General features: G+C 44.0%; 23 protein-coding genes. 1 reads left to right on the top strand and 22 read right to left on the bottom strand.

From position 1 onward, the window contains the following. Positions 1-235: 235 nt before the first annotated feature. The 10 genes from fabD to recG are packed head-to-tail and all read right to left on the bottom strand — an operon-like array spanning position 236 to position 9,102. Positions 236-1,153 (bottom strand): ACP S-malonyltransferase, encoded by a 918-nt coding sequence (gene fabD / locus U9Q08_02280; protein MEA3328553.1) that lies wholly within the window; start codon positions 1,151-1,153, stop codon positions 236-238. After that, positions 1,147-2,136: a beta-ketoacyl-ACP synthase III gene (locus U9Q08_02275; protein MEA3328552.1), complete on the bottom strand. Its 990-nt coding sequence runs from the start codon at positions 2,134-2,136 to the stop codon at positions 1,147-1,149. Before U9Q08_02275 ends, fabD begins: the two co-directional genes overlap by 7 nt. After that, complete coding sequence (plsX, locus tag U9Q08_02270) at positions 2,123-3,136, bottom strand: phosphate acyltransferase PlsX (GenBank protein MEA3328551.1); 1,014 nt, start codon at positions 3,134-3,136, stop codon at positions 2,123-2,125. The genes U9Q08_02275 and plsX overlap by 14 nt, the downstream gene beginning before the upstream one ends. Positions 3,137-3,138: 2 nt before the next feature. Further along, positions 3,139-3,339 (bottom strand): 50S ribosomal protein L32, encoded by a 201-nt coding sequence (gene rpmF / locus U9Q08_02265; GenBank protein MEA3328550.1) that lies wholly within the window; start codon positions 3,337-3,339, stop codon positions 3,139-3,141. Between the two features lie 2 nt (positions 3,340-3,341). Then, positions 3,342-3,794, bottom strand: a complete 453-nt coding sequence (locus U9Q08_02260; protein ID MEA3328549.1) for a DUF177 domain-containing protein — start codon at positions 3,792-3,794, stop codon at positions 3,342-3,344. Further along, entirely contained in the window at positions 3,791-4,504 is a 714-nt protein-coding gene (locus U9Q08_02255) for an acetate--CoA ligase family protein (GenBank protein MEA3328548.1), read from the bottom strand. The genes U9Q08_02260 and U9Q08_02255 overlap by 4 nt, the downstream gene beginning before the upstream one ends. 4 nt (positions 4,505-4,508) lie before the next feature. Then, positions 4,509-5,933, bottom strand: a complete 1,425-nt coding sequence (locus U9Q08_02250; GenBank protein MEA3328547.1) for a CoA-binding protein — start codon at positions 5,931-5,933, stop codon at positions 4,509-4,511. Beyond that, positions 5,930-6,433 (bottom strand): pantetheine-phosphate adenylyltransferase, encoded by a 504-nt coding sequence (gene coaD / locus U9Q08_02245; GenBank protein ID MEA3328546.1) that lies wholly within the window; start codon positions 6,431-6,433, stop codon positions 5,930-5,932. The genes U9Q08_02250 and coaD overlap by 4 nt, the downstream gene beginning before the upstream one ends. After that, complete coding sequence (rsmD, locus tag U9Q08_02240; GenBank protein MEA3328545.1) at positions 6,430-6,990, bottom strand: 16S rRNA (guanine(966)-N(2))-methyltransferase RsmD; 561 nt, start codon at positions 6,988-6,990, stop codon at positions 6,430-6,432. Before rsmD ends, coaD begins: the two co-directional genes overlap by 4 nt. A gap of 21 nt (positions 6,991-7,011) precedes the next feature. Further along, complete coding sequence (gene recG, locus U9Q08_02235; GenBank protein ID MEA3328544.1) at positions 7,012-9,102, bottom strand: ATP-dependent DNA helicase RecG; 2,091 nt, start codon at positions 9,100-9,102, stop codon at positions 7,012-7,014. Positions 9,103-9,196: 94 nt separating this feature from the next. Between recG and rpmB the strand changes: the two genes are divergently transcribed. Next, on the top strand, positions 9,197-9,427 hold the full coding sequence (rpmB, locus tag U9Q08_02230) for a 50S ribosomal protein L28 (GenBank protein ID MEA3328543.1): 231 nt from the start codon (positions 9,197-9,199) through the stop codon (positions 9,425-9,427). Here rpmB and recJ read toward each other — a convergent pair whose 3' ends face one another. From recJ to fusA, 12 genes are all read right to left on the bottom strand, one after another. Further along, entirely contained in the window at positions 9,428-11,125 is a 1,698-nt protein-coding gene (recJ, locus tag U9Q08_02225) for a single-stranded-DNA-specific exonuclease RecJ (GenBank protein ID MEA3328542.1), read from the bottom strand. It abuts the gene before it with no gap. Between the two features lie 217 nt (positions 11,126-11,342). Next, positions 11,343-13,502, bottom strand: coding sequence for a protein translocase subunit SecD (secD, locus tag U9Q08_02220; protein MEA3328541.1), 2,160 nt, complete (start codon positions 13,500-13,502; stop codon positions 11,343-11,345). Positions 13,503-13,585: 83 nt separating this feature from the next. Continuing rightward, a complete protein-coding gene (yajC, locus tag U9Q08_02215) occupies positions 13,586-13,858 on the bottom strand; it encodes a preprotein translocase subunit YajC (GenBank protein MEA3328540.1) in 273 nt (90 codons plus the stop codon). Next, a complete protein-coding gene (gene tgt, locus U9Q08_02210; GenBank protein ID MEA3328539.1) occupies positions 13,859-14,983 on the bottom strand; it encodes a tRNA guanosine(34) transglycosylase Tgt in 1,125 nt (374 codons plus the stop codon). A gap of 129 nt (positions 14,984-15,112) precedes the next feature. Next, positions 15,113-16,147: a tRNA preQ1(34) S-adenosylmethionine ribosyltransferase-isomerase QueA gene (gene queA / locus U9Q08_02205; protein ID MEA3328538.1), complete on the bottom strand. Its 1,035-nt coding sequence runs from the start codon at positions 16,145-16,147 to the stop codon at positions 15,113-15,115. Beyond that, positions 16,128-17,288 (bottom strand): SpoIID/LytB domain-containing protein, encoded by a 1,161-nt coding sequence (locus U9Q08_02200; GenBank protein MEA3328537.1) that lies wholly within the window; start codon positions 17,286-17,288, stop codon positions 16,128-16,130. The genes queA and U9Q08_02200 overlap by 20 nt, the downstream gene beginning before the upstream one ends. After that, positions 17,282-18,301, bottom strand: coding sequence for a Holliday junction branch migration DNA helicase RuvB (ruvB, locus tag U9Q08_02195; GenBank protein MEA3328536.1), 1,020 nt, complete (start codon positions 18,299-18,301; stop codon positions 17,282-17,284). The genes U9Q08_02200 and ruvB overlap by 7 nt, the downstream gene beginning before the upstream one ends. Positions 18,302-18,303: 2 nt before the next feature. Continuing rightward, complete coding sequence (gene ruvA / locus U9Q08_02190; protein MEA3328535.1) at positions 18,304-18,909, bottom strand: Holliday junction branch migration protein RuvA; 606 nt, start codon at positions 18,907-18,909, stop codon at positions 18,304-18,306. Beyond that, positions 18,878-19,396, bottom strand: coding sequence for a crossover junction endodeoxyribonuclease RuvC (gene ruvC / locus U9Q08_02185; GenBank protein MEA3328534.1), 519 nt, complete (start codon positions 19,394-19,396; stop codon positions 18,878-18,880). The genes ruvA and ruvC overlap by 32 nt, the downstream gene beginning before the upstream one ends. Before the next feature lie 5 nt (positions 19,397-19,401). Continuing rightward, a complete protein-coding gene (locus U9Q08_02180) occupies positions 19,402-19,710 on the bottom strand; it encodes a hypothetical protein (GenBank protein ID MEA3328533.1) in 309 nt (102 codons plus the stop codon). 20 nt (positions 19,711-19,730) lie between these two features. Next, positions 19,731-20,492, bottom strand: a complete 762-nt coding sequence (locus U9Q08_02175; GenBank protein ID MEA3328532.1) for a YebC/PmpR family DNA-binding transcriptional regulator — start codon at positions 20,490-20,492, stop codon at positions 19,731-19,733. A gap of 14 nt (positions 20,493-20,506) precedes the next feature. Beyond that, entirely contained in the window at positions 20,507-22,555 is a 2,049-nt protein-coding gene (gene fusA / locus U9Q08_02170; protein ID MEA3328531.1) for an elongation factor G, read from the bottom strand. Positions 22,556-22,961: the final 406 nt, after the last annotated feature.

Genomic DNA, 22,961 nt, shown 5'->3' with positions numbered 1-22,961 from the left:
GAGATCCTTCGGTCGCTTACGCTCCCTCAGGATGACACCTACGCTTACGCTCCCTCAGGATGACACCTACGCTTACGCTCCCTCAGGATGACACCTACGCTTACGCTCCCTCAGGATGACACCTACGCTTACGCTCCCTCAGGATGACACCTATCTTAAAAAGAACAAAATTAAGGACTTGGGGAGTGTGCAGTTTTAAACTTTAAACTGTGCACTTTAACAATTTAACAGTTTATCAGTTTAGCAATTTATCAAGGTCCTCTGTCTTTTCAACATTATAGACCTTTAAATCTTGATCAATTCGCCGTAAAAGTCCTTTTAAGACCTTTCCCGGCCCGATCTCAACAAAGTTAGTAATGCCCTGAGAAATCATCAAATGAATGGATTTTTCCCATAAGGTCTTACAAGTTAACTGTTCTTTCAGGTTTGATTTTATTTCTTGCGGTGAATCTTCGCAGGCCCCGGTAACATTAGCTACTATCGGCACACGAGGTTTTGCGATTTCAACCTTAGCCAGTTCTTGGCCTAAACCTTCAGCTGCCTGATCCATTAAATGACAGTGATAAGGACCTTCTATTTTTAAGATAACTGTTCTTTTTGCCCCTTTTTCCCCGGCTAATTTAACAACGTTTTCTATCTCTAAATTAGTCCCGGAAACAACAATTTGGCCGGGAGAATTTAAATTAGCGATTTGTGATCCGCTTAACCGGCAAATCTCTTCGACCTTTTGCTCGGATAATCCGATAATAGCCGCCATCTTTCCGGGGTTTTTTAAAGACGCTTCGCTCATCAATTGCGCTCTTTTTCTTACCAGCACCAGGCTATCCTCAATAGAAAGGCTCTTGGCGGCTACTAAAGCAGAATATTCGCCAAGGCTTAATCCGGCTACTAATTTAGGCTTCAAGGTTTGGTTTTGCAGTTGGAGTGCCTGCAGGCCGGCTATGTTTACAGCAAGGACAGCTGGTTGAGCGTTTATGGTCTGGCTTAGTTTATCCAGGGGGCCGTTAAAACAAAGGTCGGTCAGGTTAAACCCTAAAATCTGATCGGCTTTTTCAAAAACCCCTCTGGCCGCAGGAGAGTTTTGATAGAGATCCTTTCCCATGCCGACATATTGAGCGCCTTGACCGGGGAAAATATAAGCGAGGCTTACCATTTAATCACACAGGCTGAAGAAGTCAGGCCTGAACCAAAACCCACTATTACCACAATACTGCCTTTTTTAATTTTGTTGAACTTTACTGCCTCATAAAGAGCAATTGCTGTAGAGGCGCTGGATATATTTCCGTAATTCTGTATATTAACGAAAACTCTATCCATGGGAATTTTTAATCTTTGCGCCACTGCCTTAATAATACGAATATTTGCCTGGTGGGGCACCAGACAGCCTACATCCCGGGTAGTTAATCCGCATTTTTTCAGGACGTTTTCCGCGGCATCAACCATCATCCTGACTGCCGGCCTGAACAGCTCATTACCCTTCATCTTAAGATAATGCTGTCTCTCATCAATAGTCTGGCGGGTGGAAGGTTGTCTTGAGCCGCCGGCCGGAACCTTTAAGAGCTCAGCCATACTGCCGTCAGCGCCTAAATAAGTAGCCATTATGCCATCTTTACCTTTTGCCGGCGCAAGTATAGCCGCGCCTGCTCCATCACCGAGGAGAACACAAGTGCTTCTATCCTGCCAGTCTGTTACTGAAGACAGCTTTTCCACTCCTATTACCAGCACGGTATCATAAGTACCGGTTGCTATAAACTGCTGGGCTGTTGTAAGTCCGTAAGCAAAACCCGCGCAAGCTGCTCCCAGGTCAAAGGCCGCCGCGTTTTTAGCGCCTATCTTTTCCCGGACCAGGCAAGCGGTAGATGGAAACTGCATATCCGGGGTAACGGTGGTTATGATGATCAGGTCAATTTTATCCGGCTCAACCCCCGCATCAAGCAGGGCTTCTTTCGAAGCATTTGCCGCCAGGTCGCTTGAGGCCTGGTCATCTGTGGCAATCCGGCGTTCTTTAATACCGGTCCTGCTGATTATCCACTCATTAGAGGTGTTTACCATTTTTTCCAGGTCAGCATTGGTCAATATTTTTTCGGGCAGATAAATACCTACACCGGTAACCGCTGCTGTTCTAAGCTGCTGCATTGTTATCTCCGGAAAAGGTTTCGATTTCTTTAACAATACGCTGATTCACCTTATAATCAACAAATCCTCCCGCGACCTTAATGGCATTTTTGATCGCCTTGGCATCTGAGCCGCCGTGAGCAATAATGCAGTTTCCATCCACGCCTAAAAGCGGCGCTCCTCCGCATTCAGTATAATCAACCTCTTTTTGCAGTGCCAGAAACGCCGGCTTGCATAAACCGGCCCCGATCTTGGTCAACAGGCTGCTACTGATCTCTCTTTTTAAAAAAGCCACCATGGTCTCAGCTATGCTTTCGCATACTTTTAAGACTATATTGCCGATAAAGCCGTCACAAATTATACAGTCGCTTCTACCGGTAAAAATATCCCTGCCTTCAATATTTCCGATAAAGTTAAGGCCGCTTTGGCTGAGCAAGCTATAGGTTTCTTTAGTCAGCTCCGTGCCCTTGGAAGCCTCTTCGCCGATATTTAAAAGGCCGATCCGGGGGTTGACTTTTTTCAGGATATATCTTGAGTAAATAGTCCCCATCACGGCATATTGCAGCAGGTGCTCAGGTTTAGGGTCGATATTAGAGCCTACATCGATCAGCAACGCCATCCCCTTTAACGTGGGCAGGGCTATGGCAATACCCGGCCGCTTAACCCCGGGAAGCATGCCCAGTTTCAAGGTGGTTACTGCTACGGCTGAACCGGTATTGCCGGCAGTGATCAATCCGTCTGCCTTGCCTTCCTTAAGCAGTTTGACCGCTACGCTGATCGAAGAGTCTTTTTTCCTCCTAATTGCCGTCAGGGCTGACTCGCCCATTTCTACTATCTGCGAGGCATGAGCTATAGAAATTCTTTCTTGCAGTTTACCGTATTTTTTTAACTCAGAGTTTATTATATCCCTGTCTCCTGCCAGAATAATTTGAAAATTAAAATCTCTGGCTGCCTGGACAGCGGCCTTTACGGTAACCCGGGGGGCATTATCCCCGCCCATCGCGTCAAGAACTATTCTCATATTCAGCTCTTCTTTTTCTTTTCCTTTTTCTTGATCTCCAGGACCTTTTTATCTTTATAATACCCGCAGCCCGGGCACACCCTGTGAGGCATTTTTGCCTGGCCGCAGCGCGGGCAATTTGAAAACTGCGGTTCTGACAATTTCCAGTGGGTTCTTCTTTTTTTGGATCTTGACTTAGAATGTCTTCTTTTTGGATGCGCCATTTTTACCCCTTCCACTCTTTAAGTTTACTTAATCTGCCGTCAACAGCTGTGGTTTTGCATTTGCATTTTTTTCTGTTCAAATTCTGGCCGCAGTGCAGACACAAACCCCGGCAGTCTTTTTTGCAAAGCAGTACCGAAGGATAGCTCAGGATCACCTCTTCCCGGATACTATCAGTTATGTCCAAAATAGTTTTTTCTTCTATTGAGCGATCAAAACTAAAACTGCCTTTTATGTTAGAGAAAAACTTCTCGGCACAGCGGCTGCATCTGAACCTGGCCTCAGCCTCGAATAAACCGCTGATGTTGATACCATCAGCGGTCCCGACAGCCCTGCATTTTATGGCCAGGGGCGAAACAAAATCTATGTCGTCGGTGTTTAATTCTAAAAGCGCGGGATCCTCCCGGCCGCTGACCTCTAACCCTTCCGGAGGTATCAGGGTAATGTCTATTTTCATTTTAAAATAATCCTGGCATCTATCGCGCAAATCCCTTTGGCCGAAACGCAAACCGGATTAACGTCCAGCTCCCGGATCTGGGGAAAATCATATATCAACCGGGAAACATTGCTGATTGCCGTAAAAAGAGAATCGAAATCTATTGGCTTTTCTCCTCTTATCCCCTTAAGAAGCTCCAGCCCTTTTATGTCGTTGACCATTTTCCGGGCCTGCTTTTTGTTTATCGGCGCTATCCTGAACACAACGTCTTTAAACAGCTCTACAAAAATGCCTCCCAGGCCGAACATTACAACTGCCCCAAACTGCTGGTCATTTATTGCCCCGATAATTACCTCTCTGGAAACAGGGACCATCTTCTGGACATAGACCCCTTCGATCTTAGCTTTCCGGTCAACTGCCTTAACATTTTTTAAGATTTTTTTAAACGCCTTGTTAAGTTCCGCTGCGCTGTTAATCCCGGTTATTACGCCGCCGCTGTCGGATTTATGGATTATCTGGGGGGAAACTATCTTCAGGACCACCGGCCAGCCGATTTTTCCGGCAAAGCTCAAGGCCTGCCCGGCATTTTTGGCCAGCCGGCCCGCTGGAATGGGAATAGAATAAAAATTCAGGATCTGCTCGGCAACCGGCTCGGGAATGAACTTTTCGTCTTTATGTTTTTCGATCAAGGCCAGAACTTTATCTTTATTTATTTTATCCATCTTATCCATCGGTTTATAATTCCTTAAGATAACTTCCATATTCTATCAAGGACCACATCGCCTTTGCTGCGCGGTCTAAATGATTATAGTTGGGGATTCCGTGCTCTTCTAAAAACCTGACGCTGGGTTCGGTAAACGCTCCGCCGGAGAAAGCGCTGATTATTGGTTTTTTGTATTTTTTTTGCATCTTAATTACAACCTCGGCATCTTTGATAGAGTTGGTCATTGACTGCAGGGTTTGAATCACTATTACACCGTCATAATCACCTGACCCGAGCACTGCGTTCAGGGCAATCTGATAACGCTCTGAACTGGCATCTCCAACCAGGTCCAGGGGGTTTGACCTGCTCCAGGCAGGATGCATCTTGCCTGTTCGATCCATCTTTTTAATTATCTTTTTCGACAGCCTTGGTAATTTTATTCCTAATTCTTCGCAATAATCAGCGCACATCACCCCATTGCCGCCTCCATTGGTAATGATCGCCACCCGGCCGCCTTTAGCCGAGGGTTGATAAGCCAGGGCCTTGGCCATATCAAACATCTGAGCCAGGGTGTCAGCCATGATCACTCCGGCCTGCTTATAAACTCCCTTATAAACCTGATAACTGCCGGCAAGCGAACCAGTGTGCGAACTGACCGCCCTGCTTCCGGCAATGCTTTTACCTGCCTTTAGGGATATAATCGGCTTAATCGGGCTGACCCTTCTTGCTACTTCAAAAAAATATCTTCCGCTGTTAAACCCTTCGATATAAAGCGTGATCGCCTTGGTATTAACGTCCTTAGCTGCCCAGGCGATAAAATCAGGAGCATCTAAATCAGATTTATTGCCATAACTTGCTACCGCGCTAAACCCGTATTTTTGCTTAACCGACCAATCAACAATGCTGTCTACTAACGCCCCGGACTGGCTTATAAATGCTATCTTGCCTTTTAAAGGGAGAAACGGGCCAAAAGAAGCATTGAGGTGATTTGGGGTATAGAGCGTCCCTAAACAATTGGGTCCGATGATCCTGACCTTAGCTCGTCTGGCAATCTTTAAGAATTCTTTCTGGATGGTTTTACCTTCTTCGCCAAGCTCTCCGAATCCTGCGGAAATAATAGTAACCCCTTTAACTTTTTTTATTGCGCAATCAGTAAGCACTCCGGAAACTATTCTGGCCGGAACGCAAATTACAGCCAGGTCAACTTTTTCGGGAATATCAGTGATTCGGCGATAACATTTTAACCCCAGGATATGATCTATCTTGGGATTGACCGCAAACACCTTTCCCTGAAATCCCTTAAGGTGGGAAAGCGAAAACATTCCTCCCGAGAGAAGATTCTTAAGGACTCCGTAACCGACCTTTTCCGGATTACGGGAAGCGCCGATCACTGCTACCGATTTCGGCTGAAAGAAAAAATTAAGTTCGCGGTATGCCTTGTCTAAGTTAACGGTCATTTTTTGCTATTGATTGTTTTTCCGTTGTAAATGCGTTTTTTCAGTTCCCGGGCGACAAAATCAGGAACAAAGGCGGTAACATTACCATTCAACTCTGCTATTTCTTTGATCAATTTCGATGAAAAATACGAATAATCTTCCCTGGGCATCATGAATACGGTTTCTATCTTTGGCAGTAACTTCCGGTTGGTCAGAACCATCTGAAATTCATATTCAAAATCCGAAAAGGCTCTTAAGCCCCTTAAAATTATATTTATTTTTTTCTCTCTGGCATAATCAATCATTAATCCGTCAAAACCATCAACAGTAACTTTTTTAAGGTTACGGGTAGCTTTTTTTAACATTCTGATTCTTTCTTTTTTGGAGAACAAAGTGCCCTTCCGGGAACTTGATGCTACAGCTACCACCAGATGGTCAAACATCTCCAGCGCCCTTTTTATCAAATCAATGTGCCCGAAGGTTACTGGATCGAATGTGCCCGCGTAAATTGCCTTTTTCATTTTTTACACTCGCTTTTATCTTTATAGAATGAGAGCATTGTATCGCCGTAGCGCGCCAGTTTAACCCGTTTTAAACCAGTTTCCCGGGCGGCTAAGATGTCTTTTTTATAATGTTCAACGACAATAACAAAACAATTTTTAAGTATATCAGATTCGGTCAAGCTTTTCAAGACAATATTTGCCATACCATAAGGAGGGTCTGTTAAGATAAGGTCAAACTTTTTATTTTCAGCTTCCAGATACTCGACCGCCCTGGGGGCATCAAGATCTAACACAACGGATCTGCCTGTAAAATCAAGATTTTTTAAGTTCTCTCCGATCGCCCTGATCAAGTGAGGATTATTATCTACAAATGTCGCGCTTTTAGCGCCCCGGCTTAAGGCCTCGATCCCCAAAGCTCCACTGCCGGCAAAAAGATCCAGGACTTCTCTGCCCTGTACATATTCGCCAAGGATAGAAAAGAGCGCTTCCTTTACCTTGTTCAAAGTAGACCTGATCTTAACGCCTTTGGGCAGATTTAATTTTCTATTCTTAGCTGTTCCGGCAATTATTCTCATCGCATCACAATATTCCTGCCGTCATCCTGCGGCCCTGTTGTCATCTTCCAATTTCAAACCGGGGAATGACGAATTTAATTTATCCCTCAACGCACTGTTTTGCGGTTTAGAAAGTGCGGGGTCGTCCTTTATCCGGTCAAATGCTTCTCTCTGGGAAAGCTCAAGCAAGCGCAGGTCTTTTGTCAGATTGGCAATTTTTAATTCAGGCAGGCCGTGCTGCCTGGTTCCGAAGAATTCTCCCGGACCGCGAATTTCTAGATCCGACTCGGCAATCTGAAAACCATCTGCGGTAGAGATCATGGCTTTTAATCTTTGGGAAGCCTCTGAAGCCTTAACATCGGAAATCAGCACGCAATAAGAAGCAGAACTGCCCCTTCCCACCCTTCCCCTTAATTGATGAAGCTGAGCCAGGCCAAAACGTTCTGCGTTCTCGACCAGCATAATCGAAGCATTGGAAATATCAATGCCTACTTCGATAACCGTGGTTGCCACCAACAGGTCTATCTTTTTATCCCTAAAATCCAGGAGGACTCTTCCCTTTTCCCCGGCTTTCATCCTGCCGTGGATCAAACCTACGCTGAAACCTTTAAAAACATTCTCTTCTAAATACCGCTTGCTTTTAACAGCAGACTCCACCTGAAGTTTTTCTGATTCCTCGATCATCGGATAAACCACATAAGCCTGTTTTTTTTTCATAAGTTGCTCTTTAATAAATTGATAGACACTGCCCCTCCTGCTGCTGCTGACCCAATAGGTGGCTATTGGCTTTTTTCCCCGGGGCATTTCGTCGATAACCGATATGTCCAGGTCGCCGTACAAAGTCAAGGCCAGGGTCCTGGGAATAGGCGTAGCTGTCATAATCAGGCAGTCGGGGACCAGGCCTTTTTCTTTTAAAAGCCCCCGCTGGCTTACCCCGAATTTATGCTGTTCATCGATAATAACCAGGCCCAGGTTTTTATATTCTACTTTTTCCTGAATAAGGGAATGAGTCCCGATAATAATATCTATCTTTCCGCTGGACAATTCGCTTAATGTCTTTTGCCGCATTTTTTGGTTCAGGCCGTTGATCAAAAGCCCGAGATTGATGTTTAAGGAAACAAGCAGCTGGCTAAAATTGATGTAATGCTGCTCTGCCAGAACTTCGGTAGGAACCATTATCGCGCCCTGATAACCATTTTGAATAGTGAGGAGCAGAGCGTAAACAGCCACCGCTGTCTTTCCGCTGCCCACGTCGCCCTGAACCAATCTGTTCATCGGCCGGGGGCTTTTCATATCATTTTCGACTTCGACGATAACTTTTTTCTGTGCCTCAGTCAGTTTAAACGAAAGCAGCTGCTCAAACGAACCAATAAGCTCTTTTTTTACGCTGTGCTTTATGCCGACAGCAGCCTGTTTTGTATGATATTTGCGGGCAGCCAAAGCCATCTGCAACAGAAAAAACTCTTCGAACACTAATCTCTCCCGCGATTTATCGTAATAATTAAAACTTGCCGGAAAGTGGATATTCTTGACGGCATTCTGGAGGTTAAAGAGTTTGTATTTCTTTCTTATGTCCAAAGGCAGAGTATCTTTTAAATATTGAACGTATTTATCCAGGACATTTTTCATAATTATTCGGACAGCTCTTTGATTAAGGTCCTGGATCAGCGGATAAACAGGGACGATCCTGGCGGTATGAATAGTATCCTGGTTGTCTTCAGTCAGTATTTCGTAATCCACAACGAGCAGTTCCCGGCGTTTATAAAGTTCGACCTTCCCGCTGATTATTACTTCATCGCCTTTCTTAAACCGTTTTTCCATGTAAGGCTGATTAAACCAGGTAGCATAAATAACTCCGGAATGATCCCCGACGGCTAACTGAAAAATAATCATACTTTTTCTGGTTCTTCTTTTTCCTAAAGCTAAAACCCTGCCTTTAATCGTCTCGAAATCTCCTGTCTTGACCGCAGAGATCGGCTTTAGATTGCTGCGGTCTTCATAGCGGCGGGGAAAATAATAGATCAGATCCGATATGTTAAAAATTCCCAGGCGGTTAAGGACTTCAAACTTCTTCGGGCCAACGCCTTTGATAAACCTGGCCGAAATTTCAAGAGGAGAAGTTTTTGGTTGCATAATTTCTTACCTTATGATAACATTATTATTTCCATAAAGAGATTGCGAGCCCGCCGAAGGAAGACTCGCAATGACGGAAAAAGGAGATCTAATCATGGCAAAAGTTTGCGCAATCTGCGGCAAAACCCCCCAAGTCGGCAATTCCATTGCCCGCCGGGGGTTAGCCAAGAAAAAAGGAGGGGCAGGAAGAAGAATTACCGGGATAACAAAGCGAAGATTTTTCCCTAACCTTCAAAAAGTAAATGTCATCTTTCACGGCACCCCCAAAAGCCTTATGGTCTGTACTCACTGCATCAAAGCCGGTAAAATAAAGAAAGCAAAATAATCAGTCTTTCAATTTTATATCTTTGATCTCCAGGTGAAGTTCTTTTCTTCCCTGCCAAACGCGAACACTGGGAGAATAGGCTACGGCAAAAGGTTTTTTTTCCCAATCCAGAGAAGAAAGCACGGCCTTGTCATACCAGATAGCCGGATAGACAGCGCCATTATCAGTAATCCACATTTTCAAATGCCTCCGGCCCACAACTTCGGGAGCGGTTTTTAAGATAACATTCGGTGATGAGAATACCGGATAGCGGTTTTGCGGGCCAAACGGCTGAAGTTTTTTTATTTCTTCCAAGAGCTCCAGTGATAGGTCGTTTAACGATATTTCGCTGTCAATTTCTACCTTAGGCGTCAGGTCCTGCCAACTGAGCTCTTCAGAAGCTACCAGGTTGGCCATCTGTCGAAAATCACTTAGGTTATCGGCCATTACGGTCAGGCCGATCGCTTTTTTATGCCCGCCGAAACGCTCCAAAAACCGCCCGCATTTTTTAACCGCGTTAAATAGGTGAAAATCTCTTATTGACCTGCCTGAGCCTTTGCCCACGCCTTCTTTAAGGGAAATAATTATTGTTGGACGATAATATCTTTCGGCGATTTTGGAAGCAACAATACCCACTATTCCCAAATGCCAATTTTCATTCCACAATATTATGGTTTTATGAACTTTAAAATTTATCTCCTTGCCCTCTTCTATTTTTCCTATGATTTCGGTAAATGTCTTCTGTTGTATTTTTTGCCGCTCCTTGTTCTTTTGGTCAAGGATTTTGGCTAGCGAGACGGCTTCTTGATTTTCAGAAGTTAAAAGGAGGCCTAAGGAAAGAGCTGCTGAATCAATCCGGCCGGCGGCATTAAGACGGGGAGCAAGGATATAGCTGACATGCCGGCTGGTTATTTCTTTATTGCTTAAGCCGGATATCCCGATCAAGGCCCTTATGCCCGGTGATCTGGTATTGGTAAGACGATCCAGCCCATTCCTGACAATCAGCCTGTTTTCGCCGGTCATCGGAACAACATCAGCTATGGTGCCCAGGGTAACCAGATCTAAATAACTCAGGGCCTCTTGTTGACCGGTCAATACCTGGATTAATTTAAATACTAACCCCACAGCGGCAAGGTCTTTATAGGGGTAGGTGGAATCGCCTCTTTTGGGATTGATCACTGCTAATGCTTTGGGGATCAGTCCATCGCCGGGCTGGTGATGGTCTACGATTATGGTGTCGATCCCTAAACCAGCGGCATACTCTACTTCTTTAAAATTAGCGGTCCCGCAGTCTAAGGCAATCAGCAATGAAACGCCCTCCCGGCCGGCCTTCCGGATCACAGGCTTATTCAACCCATAACCTTCCTTGAGCCGGTCAGGAATATAATGCTTTGGACGCAGGCCCAGCTTAGTAAGGACTTTTACCATAATCGCCACGCTGGTAACCCCGTCTACATCATAATCTCCGCAGATCATAACCTGTTCCTGCCCGGAAACAGCCTTTTTTATCCGCCTGACCGCCTGCTTTATGTCTTTCAGCAAAAACGGGTCATGTAAATCAGCAAAGCCGCCCTCCAGAAACCCCTGGGCCTCTTTGCAGGAACCCACCCCTCTATTTATCAAAAGCTGGCTGATGATCCGGGGCGCTTTCAGCGCCCGGGACAACTGCTCTTGCAGCTCTATATTTTGCTCTTTTACTTCCCAGATCTTTTGCATCATTACCTCGTTAGGGACAGCTTCGCGCTGTTCCGGGGACACCATACTTAATTATTTAATTCCGACAGATAATTCCGGAATAATTAAGTATGGTGTCCCCGGAACTCCTTAGGACAGGTCTCGACCTGTCCCTACTATCAGATCATCATTCCCCGGACAAGCCGGGGGCGGGCATGGTTTTTTGCCGAGCGTAGCGAGGTAAAAAGACTGCTTACCCCCATCATTTCTTTGACCACAGAAATACCAGCGGGCTGGCGATAAAGATAGAGGAATATGTTCCGATTAGAATCCCGACCATCAGCGCAAAGGCAAAGTTATTTATAACTTCTCCTCCAAAAAGATACAGGGCCACAATCACCAAAAGACTGGTTAAAGACGTAAGCAATGTCCGGGAAAGGGTCTGGTTTATGCTGGTATTAATGATCGTTCTATAGTTCGCCTTGCGCATCAACTTCAAATCTTCCCTGATCCGGTCAAAAACCACAATGGTATCATTCAATGAATAACCTACTATAGTAAGCAGGGCGGCAATTATCGGCAATGAAATTTCTCTGCCGGTTAAGCTGAAAATGCCGACCGTAAACAGGACATCGTGAAAAACAGCAATGATAGCGGCAATAGCAAATTTAAATTTAAACCGGACGGTAATGTAGATGCAAATACCCAGAAGCGCCAGAAAAAGCGCGGTTATCGCCTTGGTTCTTAATTGGCTCCCGATAGATGCCCCGACTTTTTCTATCCTTAACATCTCGAACGGATTATCTTTAAAAACCTCTTTAAATTTCGGGCTGATCTGTTCCTGGCTAACCCCGGCTGTCCTGATAATAACCTCTTTATCATTTCCGAAATGCTGGATTTGCGAGCCGGATAACCCTATTTCTTTTAAGGTACTGCGAATATTATCCGCCGCTACCGGTTTTTTAAACCTGAATTGCTGCAGCACCCCTCCGCTAAAGTCAATACCAAAATTCTTTTCTCCCCGAAAAGCAAACCCGATAAGCCCGGCTAAAATAGCTGCTATTGAAAACAGGTAAGCTATACGCCTTTTAGCGATAAAATCGATCTTGGTCGGCCCGATCAAACGAAACATTTTAAGATTGGTAAACTTCTTATTTAAAGTCAGGATATCAAAAATTACCCGGCTGACAAATAAAGAGGTAAACATACTGGCTAAAATACCAATCGACAACGTGACAGCAAACCCGCGGATCGGCCCGGTGCCAAACTTGAAAAGGATAAGGGCTGTGATCAGGGTAGTTAAATTTGCGTCCAATATGGTGAGAAAAGCCCTTTTGTATCCGCTGGTAATAGCAAGACGAATGGTCTTGCCCAATTTCAGCTCTTCCCTGATCCGCTCAAAAATCAACACACTGGCATCAACAGAGATACCGATAGTCAAAACAATGCCGGCAATACCGGGCAGTGTCAATGAAGCGCGAAAATAGGATAAGGCGCCAAGAAGGATAGCCAGATTGAGAAAAAGCGCAAAGTTTGCCACCAATCCCGCCAAAAAATAATAAACAGCCATAAAAACAAGTATGGCTATTCCTCCGTAAATAACAGCTTTTATGCCTTGTTCGATAGAATCCCTGCCTAAGGTAGGACCGATTGTCCTTTCTTCAACAATTTTTATTGGAGCGGGTAAAGCTCCGGCCCGAAGCTTTATCGCAAGGTCGGAAGCTTCGTCCTGAGTAAATCCTCCGGTAATAACTCCCTCTCCACTGGGTATTTCTTCTCTTATCATCGGCGCCGATTGAACCACCCCGTCCAAAAGAATGGCTAATTTACGGCCTACGTTCTCCCGGGTAACACGGCTAAACTTCCGGCCGCTTTTTCGGTCCAATTGAAATCCGACTGTCGGCTGATTAAAACCCGACTGATCAAATTTGACAAAAGCATCTACTAACGAATCTCCGCTAAGCGAGGCCTGTTTTTGCAAAAGGATCGGTTTTTTATCTAAATATTTTAACTCATAGCCTTCAGGAACGTTGCCGGCCTGGCTGTCTTTTATTTTCTGCTGATCGTTTGAAACCAGCCTGAATTCCAAGAGCGCGGTTTTGCCGATCAGGCCGATAGCCCGTTTTCGGTCTGTTATCCCGGGCAATTGAATAATGATCTGGTCAACTCCCTGCTTCTGGATCGAAGGTTCACTTACGCCGAACTGGTCTACCCTGTTCCTGATTATCTCCAGGGCCCTATCTATAGCGCCTGCTCTGGCTTTTGCGGGCAGACTGGAAGTATCTACCTCCAGGACCAAATGCATTCCTCCCTGAAGGTCTAAACCCAGGTTTATCTTTTCCGCCGGCGGATAAACCAGCCAAATAGCTACTGCAATAACCACGGCTATTAAGGCGGTCTTCCATTTTAGGTTCCTGATCATGATCTCTACCCTTCCTTACGCTGATTAGCTATGAGCTTTTTAGCGCACAGCCCAAAACCCAAAGCTCACAGCTCACATGTAATTTATTTCTGGATGTAACCGACAGCGCTCTTTTGAAGCTCTATCTTCACATTTTCATCAATTTTCAGCATCAATGTTTTTTCTTTAACGTTAGTAATCATCCCGTAAATTCCTCCGTTGGTCACGATGCGATCACCCTTTTTTAATTCTGAAAGCATCTGGCTGTGTTCTTTCTGCCTCTTCTGCTGCGGCCGAATAAGAAGGAAGTAAAAAACGATAAAAATCAGGATAATCGGCATCAAAGATACGATTGGATTAGGCGTGGCTTGTTCCATTTATTTCTCACCTCCCTGGTATTTATTTTCAAACTCTTTTCTAAACTCCTTAAATCTTCCCTGCTTTACAGCATCCCTGATGTTCTGCATCAGCCTGATATAAAAATAGACATTATGCAGGGTCAGTAAAGCCGGACCGAGCATCTCTTCAGTGTTAAAAAGATGCCTTAAATATGCGCGGCTAAAATTTGAGCAGGTGTAACAATCGCAGTTTTTGTCCACCGGCCTGGTGTCGTTTTTAAATCCGCTGTTCCTGATTACCAATTTTCCCAGAGATGTAAAGGCGGTCCCGTTTCTGGCCAATCTCGTGGGCATTGTGCAATCAAACAAGTCGATTCCAAAAGATACCGCGGTCAGGATGTCCAGAGGATCTCCCGCCCCCATAAAATACCTGATCATGTCCCGGGGTAAAATTCCCTTAAGCAAAAAAAGCATCTCATTGCGCTCCGGTTTTCCTTCTCCTACGCTCAACCCTCCGATTGCATATCCGTCAAAACCTATCTTTACTGTTTCCTCCACGGATTGTTTTCTCAACTCCGGATAGACACTTCCCTGGATTATGCCGAATAAAAAATGCGGGTTTTTCCGACAGGATTCAAATTCCTCCTTAGACCTTTTAGCCCACCGCAAGGTCAATTCAACCGCTTTTTCAGCCCTCTGATAATCGCAGGGGTAGGAAACGCATTCATCCAGGACCATCATTATATCACTGCCCAGGGCAATCTCTATTTTGATAACATCTTCCGGAGATAAAAACAGCTTTCGTCCGTCAAAATGAGAGAGAAATGAAATACCTTCTTCGGTCAATTTTTGAAAAGTAGCCAGGCTAAAGATCTGATACCCTCCACTGTCGGTAAGTATCGGCCTGCCCCAAGACATAAATTTATGGAGCCCTCCTCCATTTTTTATTACATCTATACCCGGTCTTATAAACAAATGATAAGCATTGGATAAAATTATCTCAGAGCCTATTTCATCCTTTAACGTGCAGGGCATTAGGCCTTTTACTGTAGCCTGCGTCCCAACCGGCATAAAAGCAGGGGTATTAAAAGTGCCATGGGCAGTTTCAAACCGCCCCACCCTTGCGTCCGTGTTTTTGTCTTTAGTAATTAATTTAAATCCCATCTTAAAAACTGCTATATTGTTAAATTGTTAAATGGCTAAATTGCTAATTCATTATTAATAAAACAGGTTGATAACCTCTGATATTTTTTAACATTGGTCTTTTGCAGTTTAACAGTTTAACAGTTTGGTTTAAATCATCAACATCGCATCCCCATAGCTGAAAAAGCGGTATTTTCGTTCTATCGCCTCCTGATAGGCTTTAACAATCAGCTTATGCCCGCAAAAAGCGCTGACCAGCATAAACAGCGTTGTCCTGGGAAAATGAAAATTGGTCAGCATCCCGTTGACAATCTTAAAGTTATAAGGCGGATGAATAAACAGGTCTGTCCAACCTTTTTGAGGGGTAACTTTCAGGGCTTCAAGGTTAAGAGCCGCGGTTTCCAAAACACGGCAGGACGTAGTCCCGACAGCGATAATGCGGTCTTTTTTGTCCCGGGCCCTGTTTATCTGGCCGGCTGCCTTTGGCAAAAGCTCGTAATATTCCTTATGCATCTTATGCCTCGATACCTCATTTTCTGTTACCGGTCTAAATGTAGCATAATTTACATGGAGAGTCAAAAAAGCCGTTTCTACCCCTTTCTTTTTTAGCCCTAAAAAACTTCTTTTCGTGAAATGCAGCCCCGCGGTAGGAGCAGCGACCGCCCCCTGTTTAGAGGCGTATATCGTCTGGTATCTTTCCTTGTCCGCAGGCTCAACATCCCTTTTTATATAAGGAGGAAGGGGGATTTTTGCGGCATTATCCAATTCGGATTCAAAATTTCCGTTACCCGAATTAAATTTCACCAAACGCATCCCTTGTTCAAATCCCATAACCTCCGAGCTCAGCCTGTTATTAAAAATTACCCTGGTTCCGGTTTTTACCCGTTGACCGGGTTTTACCAAAGCGCGCCAGAGGCGAGAACCTATCCTTTCCGTTAATAAAAACTCTACCTTTCCTCCGGTATCTTCCTTTCTGCCGATCAACCTGGCAGAAATCACCTTTGTATCATTAAAAACAATCAAATCGTCTTTGTTTAAAAAATCCTGAATGTTTTTAAAATAACAATGTTTTATCCTGCTTTTTTTGCGGTCAATGACCAGCAGCCTGGAATCATCTCTTTTTTTCAACGGATACTGGGCAATTAAATTTCTCGAAAACTTATAATCAAAATCCGACAGTTTCATTATATATATTTTTTATCTCCGCGCCCGGATAATAATACCTTAAAATCTCTTTATAACCATAGCCCTTTTTGGCCATGGAATACGCTCCCCATTGGCAAAGCCCGACACCATGGCCCCATCCCGCTCCGGAAAATACTGCTTTTTCGCCGGTTATTTTGACGTCAAAATTAGTGCTTTTGATTAAATTTACTCCGATTAAATGACGAAATTCATTTGCCGGGATTTTAACCGTACCCGTTCTGCCTGTTACTTTAATATTTCGAACGCGGCCTGAATCATCCTTCTTACCGGGGGCCAGACTATATATTCTGCCGATTTTATATCCGGTTTTAGCTAATTTAAGCTGGATTTCGCTCAGATTTACCGCTCTTTCCCAGCGAGAAAAAGGCAAACGACCGCAAAAAGGGTCTTTTACGCCTTTTAACGGCTCTAAGTCAACACCCCACACATAAGCAGCGTCTTGGGTATGTCCCCCGCAGTTGGAATGGTAATAAGCCGGAAAAATTTCATCCTGATAGGTTAAAACCTCTCCCAACGTTCTATTAACCGCCCGATTAGTCCAGAAACGCTCAATAGATTTTCCTCCGTAGACCTGAGAATAAACATCGCTTGTTAAGCTGAAATCCTTATGATTCTTAACCGAATTCTGATAAAGAGCAAATGTCCTGGCGCAAACCGCCTGGGCCTTTAATACTTCCAGCGGCCAGTGATACGGAACCTCTCCTCTTAATACCCCATAAAGATATTCTTCAACGTCGATCTCATTTACCACCAGCAAAGTCTGGTCAGGGGCTCTGATCAAATTGATCTTTCCGCGAAATCGCCGATTGTTTAAATAAATCGCTCCTTGTTTTTTTGTTTCAATCCTTACCGCATAAATTTTAAAAGTCGAGTCACCAAGGGTTATTCCGTTAGAAACCGGGAATATCTCAGCGTTCTTTAAGCCGGTTCCCTTTTTCAACAATTCGTCTGTATCCAGCGTCTTTATTTGATAGGAGCTGCGTAATGTTAAACTTAAAGGCTGCTTGCTGGAGGCTATCTCTACGCGAACATACCTCACTTCATAGACGGGCCGCTCGCCCATGGCATAAGCCGGCGGATTAAAAACAAGAAGCGCAAGCAAGAGAAAAGCCGTTACCATAATTTTTTTTGCGGGGGAGAGGCGTCTAAAGGAAAATTAAAATGATTATAGGCGAGTTTTGTGGCTACCCGGCCGCTTGGTGTCCTTTTCATAAACCCTAACTGAATCAGATAGGGTTCGTAAACCTCCTCTATGGTATCTACTTCTTCTCCGGTGGATACAGCCAGGTTACTTATCCCTACCGGTCCGCCATCGAACTGCTGAATAATGCTTTGAATTATCTTCCTGTCCATTTCATCCAGGCCGATTTGATCTATCTCTAACATAGCCAGGGCCTGAACCGCAACATCTTTGGTGATTTTATTATCGGCTTTTACCTGGGCAAAATCGCGGGACCTCCGTAAAAGCCGGTTGGCTATTCTCGGCGTTCCCCGGGCACGTTTGGCAATTTCATGCGCTCCGCCCTCGTCTATGTCAATTTGCAGTATACGGCTGGACCTGACCACAATTTTTTGAAGATCCCCGGCAGGGTAATATCCCAATCGGTTGGCTACGCCAAACCTGGATCTTAAAGGAGAGGTTAAAAGACCGGTTCGAGTTGTAGCTCCGACTAAAGTAAAGCGCGGCAGATTCAATTTTACCGAACGGGCATGAGGCCCTTTATCAATTATGATATCCAGACGATACTCTTCCATTGCCGGATAAAGATATTCTTCAACCACATGGTTAAGCCGATGAATTTCATCTATAAATAAAACGTCTCCTTCTCCCAGATTGGTTAACAACCCCGCTAAATCACCCGGACGTTCCAGGACCGGCCCGGAAGACGTTTTTATTTCAGACCCCATTTCCTCAGCCAGAATATAAGCAAGGGTAGTCTTGCCTAATCCCGGTGGACCAAAAAAAAGCACATGTTCCAACGGTTCTTTGCGCTCTTTGGCTGCCTGAATAAATATCTTTAGATTATCTTTGATTTTACCCTGGCCGACAAAATCCTTAAACCTGGACGGCCGCAACGTTTGGTCATACCTGATGTCATCTTCGGTTAACTTTTGACCGATCAATCTTTTCATTTTTAGATAACCCTCAGGGCTTCCCGGATAACCTTTTCCGGGGTCGTGTCTTCTTTAACTTTAACATTAGAGGCTGCCTTTTTAACTGCTTGTTTTGCAGCTAATTGCTTGTAGCCAAGAGACACTAACGCCAGAACGGCATCGTTAAAGATAATTTCCTGCTTAAGGGTTTGTTTGTCTCCGGCCTCGGTTTTTAACTCCGGCATATCGCCTATCTTCTCCCGCAGTTCCACAATTATTCTTTCAGAGGTTTTTTTGCCGACACCGGGTATGTTGTTCAAAATCCGGGCGGATTTATTGGCAATAGCTGACTTTATTTCTTTGACTGAACCGCCTGAAAGGATCGTCAATGCTAATTTCGGCCCGATTCCTGAAATAGATAAAAGCAGGCCGAAGAGGTGTTTTTCTTCGCCGGTTATAAAACCATAGAGCTGCTGACAATCCTTGCGTACATGCAGATAAGTAAGTATCCTGAGTTGGCTGCCGGGTGTCTGCAGTCTATCAAAAGTAGACAGGGGAATGTTGATATTATAACCCACGCCTCCCACATCAACAACTATACGGGTTGGATATTTTTCAACCAGTTTTCCCTCTAAATAATTTATCATCGCAAATAAGGCTGCTAACGCTTTGCAGGCTGTGATAATGACAAATAGCTACCGCCAGGGCATCGGAGGCGTTTTCATCCGGGGGTTGGCTAAGCCCTAAAAGATTGACTATCATTTTTTGAACCTGGGGTTTACCCGCCTGGCCATATCCCGTTATGGACTCTTTTATCCTTCGGGGAGCATATTCAACCACGTCTATCTCGTGATTTGCTGCCGCAAGAATTGCAATGCCTTTAGCCTCTCCTATCTTTACGGCTGTCTTGAAATTCTTACTCAGAAATATATTCTCTATTGCTACAACATCCGGCCGGTTTTTAGCGATTATCCCGCAAATTTTGCTATAAATATGTTTTAAGCGCCGCGGAAAATCCAGGTTCTTGGAAGTGCTTATTTCACCGTAAGTTATAGGCTGTATCTTAGGCTTATCCACCTCGATAAGACCGAAACCAGTGATAACACTCCCCGGATCTATGCCTAAGATCTTCATTTTTGTTATTTGTCGATATCCTCTTCTATTTCCTTCATCTTATTCTCCAACTTCTTCATCTTCTTAACACCCGACTTTACCTTACCCACTTTTCTTTCAATTTCTTTGACTTCCGGTTCAACATCAAGCTCTTCCACCCCTCTTGGGAAAAAACTTTTTTCCTCTAAGGTTTCTATAATCTTTTTTGTTTCTTTGCATCTTTTTTTCAACACTTCTATCATTTTTCTGTTCCGGCGGTCTTCCTTGAGTTGGGCAATCGTCTCCCGTATTTTGGCTTGCTGCTTTTTCAGTTTGGCTATTATTTCTTTATTCATCCGTAAACCACCCCCGCTTGTTACTTACTGTTTTTTTCTTCGGTTTCTTCGATTATTTCATCCGGAATATCAAAATTGGCATATACATGCTGCACATCGTCGGAATCTTCCAGGCTCTCTACCAGGCCTAAAACCTGTTTTGCTGCCGCTCCATCCACTTTAACAGTGTTTTTAGGATCCATGGTCAATTCAGCTGCTGTATATTTCAACCCCTTCTCCGTAATTGATTTTTTTATTTTATCCAGATCAGCGTGTCCGGTTATAACTTCATAAACATCGCCTTCAACCCTTAAATCCTCAGCCCCGGCCTCCAGAATTATCGACATAAGCTTATTTTCTTCCACTTCTTTTTTATCAATGATTATCAGGCCTTTTCTTTGGAAAAGCCAACTTACTGACCCTGTGCCTGCTAAATTCCCGCCTTTTTTAGAAAAGATGTTTCGGATTTCGGCGCTGGTCCTGTTTTTATTATCAGTCAGGCATTCAAGCATTATCGCTACACCACCCGGGCCGTACCCTTCATAGGTTACATCCTCATAAGAGGTGCCGGATAATTCACCAGTGCCTTTTTTAATTGCCCTCTTTATGTTTTCAGCGGGCATATTGGCATCTCTTGCGGCTCCGGCGGCTGTCCTCAGCCGGATGTTGGTATCTAGATTACCTCCTCCCTGGCGTGCAGAAACCGTGATCTCTTTAATCAATTTAGAAAATAACTTGCCTCTTTTAGCATCGATCAGCGCCTTTTTATGTTTTATACCTGCCCATTTAGAGTGTCCCGACATTGGCTCCCTCCAGTTTACTTTTCTTCTTTTTCTTTTTTAAACTTGGCAATTATAGATTCCTGATTTTTTGCCGGCACTTCCTCATAATGGGAAAATCTCATTGCGTAAAAACCCCTGCCTTGTGTTATTGATTTCAATTCATTGGCGTACTTAAACATTTCAGCAAGCGGAACCTTTGCCTTTATTGTTTGACTGCCGCTGCTTTGCCCTCCCATGCCCATGATTCGTCCCCGCCGGCTGTTTAAGCTTCCGGTAATATCACCCATATATTCATCAGGCACGGTTAGGTCTACATCCATAATCGGTTCTAAAATAGTCGGCTTGGCTTTTTGAAAGGCCTCTTTAAAGGCCTGGCGGGCAGCAATTTGAAAAGCTATATCTTTAGAATCTACCGGATGGGTTTTTCCGTCATAAACTACTGCCCTGACATCAGTGACCGGACATCCGGCCAAAATCCCCTGCTCCATAGCCGACCTTATTCCCTTTTCACAACTGGCCACAAAAGCAGCAGGTATAGATCCTCCTACTACTTTATCAACAAACTCAAAGCCGCCACCATGGGGAAGCGGTTCAATGCGCATCCATACCTCGGCAAACTGGCCTGCTCCACCACTCTGTTTTTTATGACGGTATTTAGAATCACCTTCGCCTTTTATTGTTTCTTTATAAGCCACCTTTGGCGTGCCAAGCTCAACATCTACTTTAAATCTATTTTTAAGGCGGGTAATCATAACTTCGACATGTAAATCTCCCACGCCGGAAACAATCTGTTCTTTTGTCTGAACATCTCTTGTTAAAGTAAAAGTGGGATCTTCGGAAGCTATCTTATGAAGCGCGGTCGAAATCTTATCTTCATCTCCTTTGGATTTAGGCTTTATGGACCGGGAAATTGCCGGTTCCGGGAATTGAAACGGAGCAAAAATAATTTTGGCTTTCTCGTCGCAAATCGTGTCACCTGTTTTGCTGTTTTTTAATTTGGCTACAGCGGCTATGTCGCCGGTGCAGGCTGCTTCCTTGGTTATCTGTTCCTTACCCCGAAGCTGATAAACCTGAGCGATTCTTTCTTTGGCTCCTGCTGATGTATTGTAAAAACTGGTATTTGGCTGGAGCTTTCCGGAAAAAATTCTAAAAACGGTTAATTGGCCAATGTAAGGATCAGATATTGTCTTAACAACCTGGGCGCTAAATGGTTCATCCTCAGACGGTTTTCTGACTGCCTCTTCACCGCTTGCCGGGTCTTTACCTTTTTTGGGAGAGACGTCCAAAGGACTGGGTAAATACCGGCAAACAGCTTCAAGTAATTCCTTTATCCCTATATTTTGCAGGCTGGAGCCGGCAAAAACCGGGACAATATTTTTGTTTAGAATCGCGGTTCCCAAAGCACGGGCTGTTTCTTCTTCGCTCAATTTATTTCCTTCTAAATACTTTTCTAAAAGACTATCTTCTGATTCAGCGATTGTCTCAATTAAGGACTCAGAAAGCTTAGAACATTTCTCTTTGTCTTCCGGGCTCAAAGAGCCCATATTTTCGCCGGTCATTACGTTTGCAACACCCTTAAAAGAACCCCCCGTGCCAATAGGATAAGTAAAAATAACGCATTTCTTGCCAAACTTTTCAACTATTGATTCTACGGTTTTAATAAAATTCGCATGTTCCTTATCCATTTTATTTATAAAAATCATTCTCGGTAACTTCAGGCTATCAAGTAAATTCCAGGCCTTTTCTGTTCCAATCTCAATGCCGCTTACTGCATTTACCAGCAAAATTCCTGAATCCGCCGCATGAATACTACTTATTAAATCACCGATAAAATCCATATATCCAGGCGGATCAATAAGGTGTATCTGTTTGCCGTTATAATCAACGCAGCCAAACCCTACGTTTATGCTTATTTTTCGTTCTATTTCATCGGAATTGTAATCACAAGTAGTTGTTCCATCGGTAACCCTGCCCAATCGAGAAATAGCCCCGGCATTAAATAAAACAGCTTCCCCTAATGAAGTTTTTCCTGCCTGAGGATGAGAAACAAAAATAACGTTACGAATGTCTTTTGGTTGATGCATATAATCCGCCTTTCGATTAAATAAACCTAATTATACAGATTAAAGGTTAAATTACACAGATAATTTTTACGGAGTAGTTTACTATATCTTAATTAGGTAATTTTGTCAAGGCAGGCTTTTAAAGATGTTATCTACGAATTAAAAGTGCACAGTTTTTAGACGATTTAAGTTTTAAAAGTGCACACCTTAACCGAAATTAAAAATAATAACGCTAAAAAGGTCATTCTGAGGCCGAAGGCCGAAGAATCTCAGAAAACACGGTTTTATGGGAGATCCTTCGGTCGCTTAAGCTCCCTCAGGATGACACCTAATTAAGGACTTAGGGAGTGTGCAGTTTTAAACTTTAAACTGTGCAGTTTTAATTTTTAGATAACAGGCAGGCTTTTAAAGAAACTCAAAAAAAATC

This window comes from Candidatus Omnitrophota bacterium (assembly GCA_034717435.1).
Lineage (GTDB): Bacteria > Omnitrophota > JAUWXU01 > JAUWXU01 > JAUWXU01 > JAYELI01.
The sequence above is the reverse complement of the archived record's forward strand: the minus strand, read 5'-3'. Positions and strand labels throughout refer to the sequence as shown.